Source organism: Sediminibacterium sp. FW305-C-49 (assembly GCF_058231085.1).
Genome location: NZ_JBIQXS010000001.1, coordinates 1,313,124 through 1,326,499, shown reverse-complemented (window position 1 = coordinate 1,326,499; position 13,376 = coordinate 1,313,124). Strand labels below are relative to the sequence as shown.

Below are 13,376 nucleotides of genomic sequence, written 5' to 3'. Positions count from 1 at the left end.
AAAGCTATCAATGATACAATTTTGATCTTAGTTTCTGACCCGTTTATATTTAAGCACTTTCAAACCTATTATATCACCTACATAAATACTTCCTTCGCTATCTACGGCAATATCATGAAACCAACAGGTGCTGCGGTCAGCAGCTCCTGTTGAACCGGTATGTGCAGTAATTTTATAAGTTGAGTCAAACGAAATAAAAGTGGACCCTTGTACAGAACTGTCTGGTTTTTTCCTGGGATCATAGTCAATAGCATACAATTTGTTTTGCAGATCTGTTGTCACAGAAGGTAACTGCTCTACTTTTTCATTATTGTTAATGACTTTGATAAACTTTCCCGATGTATCAAATACCTGAATACGGTTGTTTTGTCTGTCGGCAACAAAAATGCTGTTGTTTTGGTCTATGGTAATTCCATGTGGTATAATAAACTCACCTTCTTTTTTACCATAGGTTCCCCATTCTCGAATAAATTTACCCTCAGCAGAAAATTGCACAACCCTGCTGTTTAGATAGCCGTCACTAATGTAAACATCACCCTTATGGCTTACTGCAATATCAGTAGGCCTATTAAAATGTGAAGAATCATTTCCTGGCTTTTTGGCCTCCCCTAATGTCATCAGCAGTTTACCATCATGACTGAACTTAAATATCTGGTGAAGAGCCACATCAGTTACCCATATATTATCGTCTTTGTCTACTAACAATCCATGTGGCATAATGAAATAGCCAGCACCCCATGTATTCAGCGCTTTACCCGTTATGGGGTCAAGTTCTGCAATAGTTGGCAGGGAAATTAAAGAATCAGGAAAAGGGTCTGTCCACCTGCGGCCGGTTCGCTGAAATATAAAAATGTGGTTGTTTTTGTCGACACCAATACCTGTAGGCTGGCTAACTATATACTGATTGGCTTGCCGGTTCCAGCTGCTGTCCAGAACATAATTATCGGATAATGATTGCTGTATTTCATCTTCTTTTGATTCTTTGCAGGAAAATAAACAAAGAGCAATACAGAACAGGCTAATGGTTCGCATTCAGGTTTAGTTAAAGCGGGTTATTTATGATATTAATTTTGCTGCGTTTTACTAAAAACATCAAATCAACAGCAGTTTATCCATCTAAAACAAGCAGCTGTTTAAAGATACAAAGTGGATTTTGAATTAACTATATTAGGCACGAAATCGCAGAGTTGAGTAATTGCCCTCATTTTATCCATACGCATATAAGCTTATTGCAGCTTCCGCTGCTGTAAAAGCTGCTCCAGTTCTTTTATTTTTTTCTTTTTTGGATCATTTACTATCCTGTAAATAAGGTATAATGGAATGAGCGTCAGCATTCCCCAACTGCTTTTAATAATACTATAGCATATAATACCAATTAAGAATCCGACAAAGAAAGCATTGGTAATAAAAGATGATTTCATTTTTTTGGCTTCGGCTAGTAGTTCCTGGTCGGTTAAGGTTGAAAAGTCTCTGTTTTCCATTTTTTGATTGTATGTTTATTACGCTGGTATCTTTTTTATAAGGTATGCGCTTTCACAAGTTATCGCACAATATATTATGGATGCGTAAGTACATTACCATTAACCGTGTACGGAGCAGCATTAGCAGGGTAAACATCGAGCGTTTGCTTAAATTCTACGGGCAAATTTTTAACCGTCTTTAGTCCATTGATCCTGGTTTCTCTTCTATTAATATTCATCTTATATTCAACAGTAGTACCATGACCATTGCTAAGTTCATTATTTGCCCTGTTTTCAATGGTCTTATGTTTTCCATTCATGGAAGAAGTAATTGGAACAATATTGGAAAAACCTCCTGAACCTCCTAATTGATCATTCACCATGTGCCCACCAACCCAGCTTCCGCCAAGAAAGCCTGCCACTTTTTGTGCCTCCTTTTGGGGCCCGGCATCTACCCCCCTAGGCAGGGATACCTGGTTGATCATACCAGAAGTATACACATCCGTTTTATTTCTCACCGTCATGGTTTGCTTTTTAGCTGGCAATACCTTTTTCATTTTTTTAGTTTTCAGCTTATTCTTTTTAGGAGTAGTTTTCTTTTTACCGGTAGCTGTTTTACCTGCAGCTTTCTTTTTAGGCGTGTGCTTGGCTTTTTGTACGACCGAATTGGTAGTATGGATTGTTTCGGAAGAACCCTCGTTCGTCTTTGTATAGGCAGAAAAACCCGCTGCCGGCATTTCTTTTCTTTCGGCTAAACGATCATTCAGTTCATCATCGATTTGTTTTTGCTGAACCGGATTTTGCTGTCTGGAGGAATAGGCATCAGCCATTTTTTGATACGCATTCAGTTGCTTTACCCGGGGACTATTTTCAATGAATTCCTGTAGATTTCTATGCGTAGTACCAACAGATCTGTCTTCAGCAACAGACCGGCTCATGTTTTTATTACTATGTTCCTGGTAAGCATTCAAAGGATATGGTTTAGGTAGAAAGCTGGTAGTTAAATATACAGAACCCTTCCCATAATATATGTAAAAAATATTTTATTGATACTCAGTAGATTATTGCAGTCAAATATTCATCAATGCTTTAGTAAAGTTCACAACAGATGTTGCACGCTGGTTGTGCAAACGCTGCTATCATGTAAAGAAGGCTTACCAACCTTCCTGCCCCGGGCAAGGTTCGGGCATAGACCTTTCTTACTGTGAAAGCATTACAAATGAAGTAATGACAAGCAGGTTTCCTTCCTGTTATGCAAATGATTCTCTTCACTCAAAGCCCTATTAAAGCCCTATCATATCCCTATCAAAGAGCTATTAACGTCCATCCTTTAGAAAATGGTGTTTAATAGGTTTTTATTCAGCATTTAATAGGCTAATGATTTGTTTTACAACATATTATAACAGCAAGCAAACAGCAATCTAAACTGTATAAAACTGCAATATGGGGTTGCAGGCTTGCGGGAAGCTGTTTTTGGTTGGTGCTCGGTGTTGGCTGCTAGCGGGTGTAGAAAAATAGCTATGGGGTTCTATGGGTGCAGCATGGCTCTGTGCAGTGGTTTAACCGGCCGAAAGCAAGCCATCATCAGTAGTAATGGTTAATTTTTTATCTGATGCCTGTATGTTTATTTTCTGACCTTTTTTAAAACCCAGTTTTTCTAACCACTTGCCCTTTATTCTAATATAGGGTATGGTTTCAGTTTTATACTGTGTTTCCTGGTGTGTATAGGATATCGTCATTTTTCTAATGGCCTTTTTCATTGTCATACTTTAACATGACAAATATAATCAGTTAAATCAGATTGTCAATTAAAATATGACATTATTTTTGATTTTTTTCTGGACTTTGTACAAGTGAAAAAAGAACAGCTTCAGAAAAAGATTGGGCAACGTATCATCGCATTACGCGAAGAGAAGGGCTGGACACAGGCCGACCTGGCCAGGGCTTGTAATAAAGACAGGCAAGCCATTGAGATTATTGAGAATGGAAAAGTGAACCCTACTATTTTTTCGCTTTATGAAATTGCGAAGGCATTGGAGGTGGGATTGGAGGAATTGGTTGTTATTTAAAATCTACATTTATAGTTTAAACTTCTTTGACTTTCATTTCCAGAGATTACCAACTAGTAAAAAGTAATTATCCAGAAAATTCGAATTGCATCACCTTTAAATAATAATTTCGCCCAAGTTCCTTTCGAATTGAGTCTACTTCAATAGCCATATTAACTTGATCCTTATTTAAGTTTGAAAAATCAACTTTTACTGGGTCATTATTAGGATAAGTCTTGCTGATGTAATTTAGACTACCTATGATTTCATTATTAAATTCGGCTCTGATCATTGCCCATATATATTTAATATAATGGCCTAAAACAGTTATTTCTAACCAACTACTCGGGACGCTATATTTCTGACTATCAGGTACAACAAATTTTCCCGAATCGCGCCAAGGATGAGCTATAATATTATTTCTATACTTATTAAGATCCTTCCATTTATTTATTCTGTTCACAATTGGTTTTGTTATTTTCTGAATGTCACCGACTCTTTGCTTAAAGTCATTTTCCGAGTACTGGTATAAATTTTCTTTAAATTCAACTAGAAAAGAGACTGATTCCATTTGCAAATACTGAGCAAGGAGCATTGCTTCTTCTTCATTAGTGTTCTTTTGGTGTATTTTATCTACTATTAATTTTAATAAATTACTAATGTTTAAATTGCACTTATATAAAATAAACAGCGATTCATATAATCTTACTGGCTCTGTCATTTTTAGCGTAATTGAAATTTAACTAAAGGCATTTACCGAAACTTAATTACTGCTCCTCAACATTTAGTTTCAAGAAAGTTTTCAGCACTGTCTCACTTTATCAACGATGGCAAAAAATGGTAATCATACGTCCATGCCGGCATTGGAAAATTAATTATTTATTACCGTTCTTAATTCCTCAATAAAGAATTATTAGACTACGAAGTAAATACTACATTCTGGCTAGGTAAAACGACAGCCTTTTTCGCACCGCGAGAGACATTGAATACAAGTGCTTTATGAAAACTTTGCAAAGAATAAAAAAAATCTACTTCATAGATATTTCATTATTGGGATATTTTTTGTAGAATATCGTTAATGTAAAAAACTACCTAGAAAAGAAAGCATTAACAAATATCATTATTTACCAGTTTGAATAATTTGATCAAAAATATCGTCAAGTCCATACAACTTTCCTGAAACTATTTGATAAAGTTCGCTAAAACTTTCTGAAGCTTCTCGAGTTTTTATGTCTTCTGTTTTATATGTAATCATTTGATTAAATTGACTCCAATCACTAAAGTTAGCCAACTCCTCAATTGACATTATACTTGTCGGATAAAAAAATAATATATACTCCTCGTCCTTCTTACTTATTGACCATTTATGCTTTTTATCGTAAAGAAAGAAATACTCATTATTATTGAATAATACATTCTCTATCTTTTCAGGATTAGATATCATCGCATTTATAACTTGAACTATTTTCATCTTTAGTTTTTATTTAAAATTGCATAATTAGTTACATCCATATTTCGAATGCTTTCACGGAGTTCGCTTACTATACTTCTTTTTTTAGGCTCAGAAATACTCTTAGGATTTTTCGTGAAAGTTTCAAGTTTTTGTAGTTGCGAACTCAACTTTTCTTTAAGCAAGGCGCTACCGAGTATTTGTCCTTCAATTTCATGTAAAATATTTAAAACTTCTGATTTTTGTTCGGCATCATTGGCATTAAAATCATTCAGCCTTTCGATTTTAAGCTTCAAATCAGTTAAAGTTAATTGTGTTGAGTAGTTTAGAATAAAATCAATTGCGTTGCTAATTTTTTCTCCATTAAATAGAAATATATAAATAGCAATACCGGACGCTAGAATAGTAAGTAAGTTTGCCGAAAAATTTATCCAAAAATCTAATTCTTTCATTTTTAAAATTTAAATACTTAGCTACCATAAAGCTAATTTATAAATATACGCAACTCCGTATAATCATATAACAAAATTATATTATTGAAATTCAATGAATTATTAAAATACTGAGTTACTTGAAATTCAAAAGCACGCTATTCGATAGCGTGCTTTTGAATTTCAAGTAAAGTATATCGTCAATACCCCCTCACATTCTTCCCTTCAATAAAATTCAGGAATGCCTTATTCACCACTTTATTACCACCCGGCGTGGGATAGTTTCCGGTAAAATACCAGTCGCCGGTATTGGTGGGGCAACTGTCGTGCAGGTCTTCAATGGTCTGGTAAATCACTTCTACCGGTGTATCTATTTCAGACGGGGTAATGAGCTGCGCAATTTTTTGTGAGATTTCTTCTGTGGTAAATGGTTTATAGATCTGCCTTACCACATTCTCCGTATGCAACTGCCCGGTTAGGGTGAGTTCTTTTATTTTTTCATGTACTTCGGTGAGTACATGTTCCATATTTCTTTCTTTCAGTAATGCTATAGCGGCACGGAAGGCAATAAAATCGCCCAGCTTGCTCATATCAATACCATAACAATCGGGGTAACGTATCTGCGGGGCAGACGATACCACGATGATTTTTTTAGGTTTCAGCCTCGCCAGCATACGCACAATACTTTCTTTCAGCGTAGTGCCGCGTACAATACTATCGTCAATCACCACCAATGTATCTTCTCCTGCACGTACGGTACCATAAGTAATATCGTACACGTGTTGCACCATTTCATTGCGGTTGGCATCTTCGGTAATGAATGTGCGGAGTTTTACGTCTTTGATGGCAATTTTTTCCTGGCGGATTTTACGGGTCACCATTTCTTCTAATTTCTCCGGCGTAAAATCGTTGCCCCAACTGAGTATGCGTTCTACCTTTATTTTATTAAGGTATTGCTCCATACCTTTTACCAGTCCGTAAAAAGCTACTTCGGCAGTATTGGGTATATAAGAGAATATGGTATTCTTTAAATCGTTATTGATGCGCTCGAGTACGGTCTGGCTCAGGTGATGACCCAGTGCAATTCTTTCCCTGTAAATTTTTTCATCGCTACCGCGTGAAAAATAAATGCGTTCAAAACTACAGGCCCTTCTTTCTTTGGGTTCGAGAATTTGTTCAATCGAATAATTGCCTTTCTCATCTACAATGATGGCATTACCCGGCATCAGTTCCATCACTTCATTCTCACCTACATTAAATGTGGTTCTGATGGCTGCACGTTCACTGGCGGCTACAATGACTTCATCATTGATATAATAATAAGCAGGACGTATGCCATGTGCATCTCTCATTACAAAACTCGATCCGTTACCCAGTAAACCGCCAATGGTATAACCACCATCAAATAAAGGTGTGGCTTTCTCCAGTACTTTTTTTACTTCGGCTGCATTGGGACTGAGCTCATCTTCTTTCGTGAGGAAATGATGAATCACTTCCATCATAGCCGCGAGATCGCTCTGTTTCTGGAAATCGCCGGGACTCATATTGATCAGATCAAAGAGTTCATCGGTATTTACCAGGTTAAAGTTACCTGCCAGTGCCAGGTTTTTGCCCGGCATGAGATCGCGTTTGATAAAGGGGTGACAGAATTCTACATTGTTCTTACCCTGTGTACCATAACGCAGGTGTCCCAGCAATAACTCACCCATAAATGGCAGGTGGCCCTTCATGAGTCCGGGATGTTGTTTAATATCGGGCTGGTATTTCTCCAGTTCCTGTATTTCCTGTCCTATTTTGAAGAAAATATCGGCGATGGGTTGTGGGGCACTGCTTCTTAAGCGATAGAGAAAGGGGTTTCCAGGCTCTGTATTCAATTTCACGGCGGCTATTCCGGCGCCATCCTGCCCGCGGTTGTGCTGTTTTTCCATCAGCAGGTACAGCTTGTTGAGGCCGTAGGTTACCGTTCCGTGTTTTTGCTGATAATAAGAGAATGGTTTCCGGAGTCGAATATAGGCGAGCCCACATTCGTGTTTGATCTCGTCGCTCATGATATATTTTAAAAAGAAGTGGCGAAGTTAACAACTCCGCCACGTTTTATAAAGTTAATTGTATGCCGTACTCAATTCCGGTCTCAGGGTTTCGGCCAGCCAAAGGAACTCATTGGTAAACAGGTCGATAGACTTGCTAAAAGAACCATCTATCAATTCGCCCTCTTCATTGAATTTTTTGTCAACAAAGGGTGTTACCAGCATGTAAGGTGATGCAATACCAAAGAGAGCAGGTATCAGCAGCAATAATTGCTGGCTGGCCCTCATGCCCCCCATAGCCCCGGTTGACGCCGTTACCAGACCGAAAGGTTTATGTGCCTGTTTCGGGAAATGATCCATCAGGTTCTGCAATGCCGGCGAATAACTGCCGTTGTATTCGGGTGTTACCAGTATAAAGGCATCAGCCGCAAACATTCTTTCTGCCAGTGGTTTAAACTGGTCGGGTGTAGCTTCTACCGATGAAAATACCTTTTCGAGTAAGGGCAGTTTCCAGTCGCGCACGTCGATAATATTTACCTGGTGTTGTGTGGTGGCCGTCAGGTGTTTTTGTAAGAACAAGGCCAGCCTGTGGGTTACACTATTTGTTCTGGGACTTCCAGCGATTATTTCTATGTTCATTTTTTGCAAGTTTGGGGAGGATCAGTCCATGGTCCATTGTTTATGGTCCATAGTCTAAGCACTAATAACAATATTCTTTCTCTTCAGTTCAGTTTGCAAGCTACTATTCTATATTTAGCCAAGGCGCAATACAGTGCTGCCTCGGGAGATTCTTCCCTTTATCGAAAACGCCTCATAGCAGAAAGGTTAGGCAGTTACTGCTGTATTGATGTCGATGCTACCCGCCAGGGTTTTGGAAACGGGGCAGAGTTTGGCGATTTGTAAAAGCCTTTCTTTTTGTTCCGCATCAAGGTTACCCTTAAGTGTGATGTTTCTGGTGAAGACTGTTTTGCCTTCTACTCTTTCGAGGTTTACCGCTACATCTATCTCTTCCAGGTTCCACTGTTTTCTGTCGGCATACATCCGCAGTGTGATGGCAGTACAACTGGCCAGCGATGCTTCCAACAATTCATCGGGTGCCGGAGCTGTATCCTGTCCGCCCTGTTCCACCGGTTCATCCGCACCAAATAAATGCCTTCCGTTATCCAGTTGTACCCGGTATTTTGTTGTTGCAATGCTGGCCTTTGTCATACTGATTGATTTAGGTGAATGGTCAATGGTGAATCGTGAATGAATGGTTTATTTTTTGACTTACTATTTTTCAATGTATTACTGTAAACTTTTGTTGGCGAGTGACCAACAAAAGTTCTCCTATTCACCATTGACCATTCACCATTCAGGAATTATGCCTGCTTAATCATCTGAACGCCTAAATGAAGCTTCACTTCATCACTTACCACAACACCACCTGCTTCTGTTACCGCTCCCCAGCCCAGACCAAATTCTTTACGGTTGATTTTTCCGTTGATTTCGAAACCGGCTTTTGCCTGACCCCAGGGGTCTACCATATTACCACCGAATTCAACTGCCAGGTCTACTGTTTTCGTTACATCACGAATGGTTAAATCGCCGGTGAGGGTGTATTCGTCATCCGATTTTTTGGTAAAGCTTTTTGATACGAATGTAAGTTTAGGGAATTTTTCTGCAGCAAAGAAATCATCACTTTTCAAGTGACCATCACGCTGTTCGTTATTGGTGCTTACACTGTTTACGTCTGCTTCAAAAGAAATTTTTGCATCGCTGAAATCAGCGGCTTCACTTTCCATGGTTGCGTCGAACTGTGTAAAACTTCCGGTTACGTTGGTGATCATTAAGTGTTTTACCTTGAAGGTAATTTCACTGTGTGCTGCGTCGATTTTGTAAGTTGCCATTGTGTTTGAGTTTTTATTTTTTAGTTGATGGTCCATAGTCGATAGACCATGGTGTTTGTTTTAATTTGTTGTTTGCTTTTTTAGTGAGTAGTCAGTAGTGCATAGTGAGTATAGTTTTTACTCACTGCTGACTACTCACTACTCACTCTCCTCACTACTCCTCTATCAACACCCCCATCTTTCCCAACTGATAATCGCGGAAAGCTTCCATGAGTTCAGTCTGGTTGTTCATGACAAAGGGGCCATGCGATGCTACGGGTTCGTTGAGTGGTTCTCCGGTTCCGATGAATACAATGCTGTCTTCCAGCGCTTCTAGTTCAAATCCTGTTCCGTCGTTGTTAAATACAGCTACATATTTCCCATCGACTTCTCCGTCACCGGTTACATTCAGTTTTCCTTGCAGCACATATATAAATGCATTGTGTGTAGCGGGAATATTGAAAAAGAATTTTCCTCCTTTTGTAAATGTTGCCGTAAATGTGTTTACTGCTGATAAGGTATTGATGGGACCTTTCACGGTATTCAATTCACCGGCTATGATGTTTACCTGTACCAGACCATCTTCGCTTTTTACAACAGGTGTGTCTTCAGCAGTAAGTGGTTGATAAACCGGTGCATCCATTTTATGTTTGGCCGGTGTATTCACCCAAAGCTGAATGAGTTCCTGGCGACCACCTATTTCATGGATATCTTTCGGTGGTCTTTCGCTGTGAATTACACCCATACCCGCATTCATCCATTGTGTTCCACCAGCATATACCACGTTATCATTCCCCCTGCTGTCGCGGTGATGTACACCTCCTTTGAAAATAAAACTCACGGGAGAAAAACCACGGTGTGGATGCGGACCTACGCCTGCATGTTTTACATCGATATGTGTGGGTACTTTAATATCGGCATGGTGCAACAAGAGAAAGGGGTCTATGCTTTCTGCTTTTTGAGAGGGGAAGGGCTGCCTGATGGGCATGCCGCCCATATCCATTGGCGTTGCGTATAATATACTTTTGATTGTTCTGTTTGTTTTCATCTTATGCCTCCTGTATTTTCATCGGTACATCTATCAATAATATTTCTGCTGCGCTATCGGCTTTAATATCCAGTTTGTCTGTTTCACTGATTCCCAAACCATCTCTGGTATCCAGTTCCTGTCCGTTGATGGTTACTTTTCCATTGATGACAAAAACATAGACGCCGTTTTCTTTTCTTTTTACTTCGTATGTTTTTTCAACACCTGCTTCCAGGTTGGCCAGAGAAAACCAGGCATCCTGGTTAATCCATACTGCATTGTCATCATCGGGTGCTACTACTGTAAGTACCTGGTTCAAACGGTTTTCAGGTTTGAATGATTTTTGCTGATAGCGTGGTTCAATATTCTGTTCTTTGGGGAATACCCATATCTGTAAAAATTTTACTTCCTTATCGCTGTTGGCGTTGGTTTCGCTGTGCGCGATACCACTGCCGGCACTCATGATCTGTACGTCGTGCTGACGAATGATTTCATCTCTGCCGGTGGTGTCCTGGTGGTGTAAGTCGCCAGACAATGGAATAGATACGATCTCCATATTATCGTGCGGGTGTTTGGAGAAACCCATGCCACCTTTTACAGTATCGTCATTCAATACCCTTAATGCCCCAAAATGAACACGATCGGGATGGTAATAATGACCAAAACTGAATGTGTGGTAACTGTTGAGCCAGCCATGGTTGGCATGTCCTCTGGTGGCTGCTTTATGTAATATTGTTTTCATATGCTTTTTTCATTTTGAATACATGTACATACATGTATTGGTATAAAAAAAATCAACTTTCCTTTTCTCTTACTTTTTCGAGCAGTTCATTGATGCTGGAAGCATCTTCTTCGCTGATTGTCATGATTTCATCGTAAATGGCATTGAGTGCATTTGTACTGGCCTGCAGTACTGCAATACCACTCTGGGTAAGTGAAATCACTGTTTCTCTTTTATCTGCCTCCGATGTAGCACGCTTTACAAGTTTTTTGATCTCCAGTCTGTCAATGATCCTCGGCACATTAGAGCTTTTTTCAATCATCCGGCAGGCTATGTCTTTTACACACATCAGTTCGGGGTGTTTGCCCTTTAATATGCGTAGCACATTGTACTGCTCATGTGTTAATCCAAACTCTTTCAGTTCCCTGCTCATTACTGTCTTCAGCCACCAGGCTGTGTACAGTATATTCAATCCTGCCTTCTGCACTTCGCTTTTGAATTTTGTACTTTGTATGGCTTGTTCCAGTTTCACCATGCAAATATACATGTATGTACATGTAATTTCCAAATTTTATTTTCCTTTTCCTGAAATAACTAATAATCAATTAGTTATAAAGATTAAAATAGGCGAGGAAATACATGTACCTATAAAAAAAGCATGCAGATCAATGATGATATGCATGCTTTTACTATTAACCACTATGTTTTTTCTGCTTTCTTTTTCTCGCCGGACTAAAGTCCGGCGCTGGGATTTGAGACTGAGTGTACTATCTGGAAATCCGATATCTATATTCGATATTTCTTTGTTCTGATCAGTTTTTCCTCGCTTTATCTGCTTTGTCTGCAGCAGCTTTCCAGTCTTTGATGCTTTCGCAGCCTGTGAAGTCTTTATCGATTGATACGAAGTAGGTAGGGATATGTTCTTTGAACCATTTCTCTAATGCTTCATTCTTTTTGCTTTCCATGGCACGCTGAGCAATACGGTTATAATCATCCATCAGGTTTTCGCGATGTGGTTCAGTTCTGCGTTTCAGGTAAATTAAACGAACGGCTTTACGGTTACGCTCATCGGTGTATACCTGTGGTGCTGAGAATTCACCTGGCTTCAAATCTTTCAGGGCCACTACCATATCCTTGTCCAGCATATCAATACTCAGGAAGATATTACCATCCTGTCCGGAAGTAATGGCACCTGCATTGAACTTACTGTTTTCATCTTCGCTGAACTTGCTCACTGCTTCACCAAAACTGATGGTTCCGGCTTTCAATTGTTTACGTACTGAATCGAGTTTGGTAACAGCTTCTTTGATCTCATCTTCTGTTACCGGTGGTATACGTAAAATATGACGTACCACAGCTTCATCACCTGAGCGCGACATCAACTGTATAATATGTAAACCAAATTTTGACTTGATGACCTGCGATACCTGGTTTTCTTTCAAACGGAATGATGCGGAGAGAAAAGCGGGATCCCAGTTACGGTCGTTCCTGTTGAGGTTGTATTGTCCACCCGCATCTTTACTTCCCGGATCTTCTGAATACAATTTCACCAGCGCTTCAAATTTCTGTGCACCACTTTCAATCTGGCGTTTGTAGTCATACATCTGTTTTGAAACGTATTCTTCTACATCACGGTTGGCTTTGGGTATGATGACGATCTGACTCAGCTCCACTTCACTCTCGTAAAAGGGTAAACTGTCTTTGGGTATTTTATTATAGAACGCTTTTACTTCTGTTGGTGTAATCTTTACCGTTTCAATGATTTTGCTTTGCATTTGTTCGGCCATCTTCTGTTCGCGGAAAGTGACCCTGAAATCTTCCTTGAGCTGATAAATGGTTTTGCCTGCAATTTCTTCCAGTACATCTTTGGATCCATATTGCTGAATGGCTGCACGGATACGGTTGTCGATGGTTGCATCAATTTCCTCTTCGGTTACACTCAGCGAATCTTTTTCTGCCTGCAATACCAGCGCTTTTTGAATCAGTTGTCCTTCCAGCACCTGACACTCAGTTGGGATGATTACATTTTCCTGTCCCTGGTACTGGCGTTTCATATCGGAGATCGCATTCAGGATATCGGAACGGAGAATGATTCTGTCTCCAACCTGACCTACAATTTTATCGGCCACTACTTTTTTGGTCTGCGCCATCACCGATACCATTGCGGTACACAGCATAACAACTATCAGCAATACCTTTTTCATATTCTTTCTATGAACGTCAAATTTAATCAATCGGGGCTTCTTTACCCGATCGGGGATTGGTTTTAACAAAACAAAAAGCCTCTAGCTTTTAGCTACTAGCTGCTAGTTATTTATGATAAAAGGGAGTGAATAACCATTAT

At 39.5% G+C, this 13,376-nt stretch carries 16 protein-coding genes; 1 reads left to right on the top strand and 15 read right to left on the bottom strand.

From position 1 onward, the window contains the following. Positions 1-27: 27 nt before the first annotated feature. The 4 genes from ACH3Z1_RS05485 to ACH3Z1_RS05470 all read right to left on the bottom strand — a co-directional run bounded on the left by ACH3Z1_RS05485 (position 28) and on the right by ACH3Z1_RS05470 (position 3,220). Positions 28-1,032: a peptidyl-alpha-hydroxyglycine alpha-amidating lyase family protein gene (locus ACH3Z1_RS05485; protein ID WP_490820859.1), complete on the bottom strand. Its 1,005-nt coding sequence runs from the start codon at positions 1,030-1,032 to the stop codon at positions 28-30. 194 nt (positions 1,033-1,226) lie between these two features. Beyond that, entirely contained in the window at positions 1,227-1,481 is a 255-nt protein-coding gene (locus tag ACH3Z1_RS05480) for a hypothetical protein (RefSeq protein WP_490820858.1), read from the bottom strand. A 74-nt stretch (positions 1,482-1,555) separates the two neighbouring features. Further along, positions 1,556-2,431, bottom strand: a complete 876-nt coding sequence (locus ACH3Z1_RS05475; protein WP_490820857.1) for a DNA/RNA non-specific endonuclease — start codon at positions 2,429-2,431, stop codon at positions 1,556-1,558. Between the two features lie 588 nt (positions 2,432-3,019). Continuing rightward, positions 3,020-3,220 carry a SymE family type I addiction module toxin gene (locus ACH3Z1_RS05470; RefSeq protein ID WP_490820856.1) on the bottom strand — a complete coding sequence of 67 codons (201 nt, stop codon included), beginning with the start codon at positions 3,218-3,220 and terminating at the stop codon, positions 3,020-3,022. A 93-nt stretch (positions 3,221-3,313) separates the two neighbouring features. Between ACH3Z1_RS05470 and ACH3Z1_RS05465 the strand changes: the two genes are divergently transcribed. Beyond that, entirely contained in the window at positions 3,314-3,529 is a 216-nt protein-coding gene (locus ACH3Z1_RS05465) for a helix-turn-helix domain-containing protein (RefSeq protein ID WP_490820855.1), read from the top strand. Between the two features lie 67 nt (positions 3,530-3,596). Here the strand turns inward: ACH3Z1_RS05465 and ACH3Z1_RS05460 are convergent, their stop codons facing one another. From ACH3Z1_RS05460 to ACH3Z1_RS05410, 11 genes are all read right to left on the bottom strand, one after another. Next, entirely contained in the window at positions 3,597-4,229 is a 633-nt protein-coding gene (locus ACH3Z1_RS05460; protein ID WP_490820854.1) for a hypothetical protein, read from the bottom strand. Between the two features lie 399 nt (positions 4,230-4,628). Further along, the gene (locus ACH3Z1_RS05455; RefSeq protein WP_490820853.1) at positions 4,629-4,979 is read right to left on the bottom strand and encodes a hypothetical protein; all 351 of its coding nucleotides are present in this window, start codon (positions 4,977-4,979) and stop codon (positions 4,629-4,631) included. Positions 4,980-4,981: 2 nt separating this feature from the next. Further along, positions 4,982-5,410 (bottom strand): hypothetical protein, encoded by a 429-nt coding sequence (locus tag ACH3Z1_RS05450; protein WP_490820852.1) that lies wholly within the window; start codon positions 5,408-5,410, stop codon positions 4,982-4,984. A 179-nt stretch (positions 5,411-5,589) separates the two neighbouring features. Continuing rightward, positions 5,590-7,437, bottom strand: coding sequence for an amidophosphoribosyltransferase (locus tag ACH3Z1_RS05445; protein WP_490820851.1), 1,848 nt, complete (start codon positions 7,435-7,437; stop codon positions 5,590-5,592). A 54-nt stretch (positions 7,438-7,491) separates the two neighbouring features. After that, positions 7,492-8,055 (bottom strand): NADPH-dependent FMN reductase, encoded by a 564-nt coding sequence (locus tag ACH3Z1_RS05440; protein ID WP_490820850.1) that lies wholly within the window; start codon positions 8,053-8,055, stop codon positions 7,492-7,494. A 186-nt stretch (positions 8,056-8,241) separates the two neighbouring features. Further along, a complete protein-coding gene (locus tag ACH3Z1_RS05435) occupies positions 8,242-8,625 on the bottom strand; it encodes an OsmC family protein (protein WP_490820849.1) in 384 nt (127 codons plus the stop codon). A gap of 152 nt (positions 8,626-8,777) precedes the next feature. Continuing rightward, positions 8,778-9,305 carry a YceI family protein gene (locus ACH3Z1_RS05430; protein ID WP_490820848.1) on the bottom strand — a complete coding sequence of 176 codons (528 nt, stop codon included), beginning with the start codon at positions 9,303-9,305 and terminating at the stop codon, positions 8,778-8,780. Between the two features lie 154 nt (positions 9,306-9,459). Continuing rightward, positions 9,460-10,332 (bottom strand): pirin family protein, encoded by an 873-nt coding sequence (locus ACH3Z1_RS05425; protein ID WP_490820847.1) that lies wholly within the window; start codon positions 10,330-10,332, stop codon positions 9,460-9,462. Position 10,333: 1 nt separating this feature from the next. After that, complete coding sequence (locus ACH3Z1_RS05420; protein WP_490820846.1) at positions 10,334-11,053, bottom strand: pirin family protein; 720 nt, start codon at positions 11,051-11,053, stop codon at positions 10,334-10,336. Positions 11,054-11,105: 52 nt separating this feature from the next. Further along, on the bottom strand, positions 11,106-11,579 hold the full coding sequence (locus ACH3Z1_RS05415) for a MarR family winged helix-turn-helix transcriptional regulator (protein WP_490820845.1): 474 nt from the start codon (positions 11,577-11,579) through the stop codon (positions 11,106-11,108). A 265-nt stretch (positions 11,580-11,844) separates the two neighbouring features. Next, complete coding sequence (locus ACH3Z1_RS05410; protein ID WP_490820844.1) at positions 11,845-13,236, bottom strand: peptidylprolyl isomerase; 1,392 nt, start codon at positions 13,234-13,236, stop codon at positions 11,845-11,847. Between the last annotated feature and the right edge of the window lie 140 nt (positions 13,237-13,376).

Coding starts and splice junctions, on each gene's coding strand:
- ACH3Z1_RS05455 (WP_490820853.1), bottom strand. CDS start 4,979: ATGAAAATAGTTCAAGTTATAAATGCGATGATATCTAATCCTGAAAAG.
- ACH3Z1_RS05440 (WP_490820850.1), bottom strand. CDS start 8,055: ATGAACATAGAAATAATCGCTGGAAGTCCCAGAACAAATAGTGTAACC.
- ACH3Z1_RS05485 (WP_490820859.1), bottom strand. CDS start 1,032: ATGCGAACCATTAGCCTGTTCTGTATTGCTCTTTGTTTATTTTCCTGC.
- ACH3Z1_RS05425 (WP_490820847.1), bottom strand. CDS start 10,332: ATGAAAACAAACAGAACAATCAAAAGTATATTATACGCAACGCCAATG.
- ACH3Z1_RS05480 (WP_490820858.1), bottom strand. CDS start 1,481: ATGGAAAACAGAGACTTTTCAACCTTAACCGACCAGGAACTACTAGCC.
- ACH3Z1_RS05410 (WP_490820844.1), bottom strand. CDS start 13,236: ATGAAAAAGGTATTGCTGATAGTTGTTATGCTGTGTACCGCAATGGTA.
- ACH3Z1_RS05430 (WP_490820848.1), bottom strand. CDS start 9,305: ATGGCAACTTACAAAATCGACGCAGCACACAGTGAAATTACCTTCAAG.
- ACH3Z1_RS05420 (WP_490820846.1), bottom strand. CDS start 11,053: ATGAAAACAATATTACATAAAGCAGCCACCAGAGGACATGCCAACCAT.
- ACH3Z1_RS05470 (WP_490820856.1), bottom strand. CDS start 3,220: ATGAAAAAGGCCATTAGAAAAATGACGATATCCTATACACACCAGGAA.
- ACH3Z1_RS05435 (WP_490820849.1), bottom strand. CDS start 8,625: ATGACAAAGGCCAGCATTGCAACAACAAAATACCGGGTACAACTGGAT.
- ACH3Z1_RS05415 (WP_490820845.1), bottom strand. CDS start 11,579: ATGTATATTTGCATGGTGAAACTGGAACAAGCCATACAAAGTACAAAA.
- ACH3Z1_RS05445 (WP_490820851.1), bottom strand. CDS start 7,437: ATGAGCGACGAGATCAAACACGAATGTGGGCTCGCCTATATTCGACTC.
- ACH3Z1_RS05450 (WP_490820852.1), bottom strand. CDS start 5,410: ATGAAAGAATTAGATTTTTGGATAAATTTTTCGGCAAACTTACTTACT.
- ACH3Z1_RS05460 (WP_490820854.1), bottom strand. CDS start 4,229: ATGACAGAGCCAGTAAGATTATATGAATCGCTGTTTATTTTATATAAG.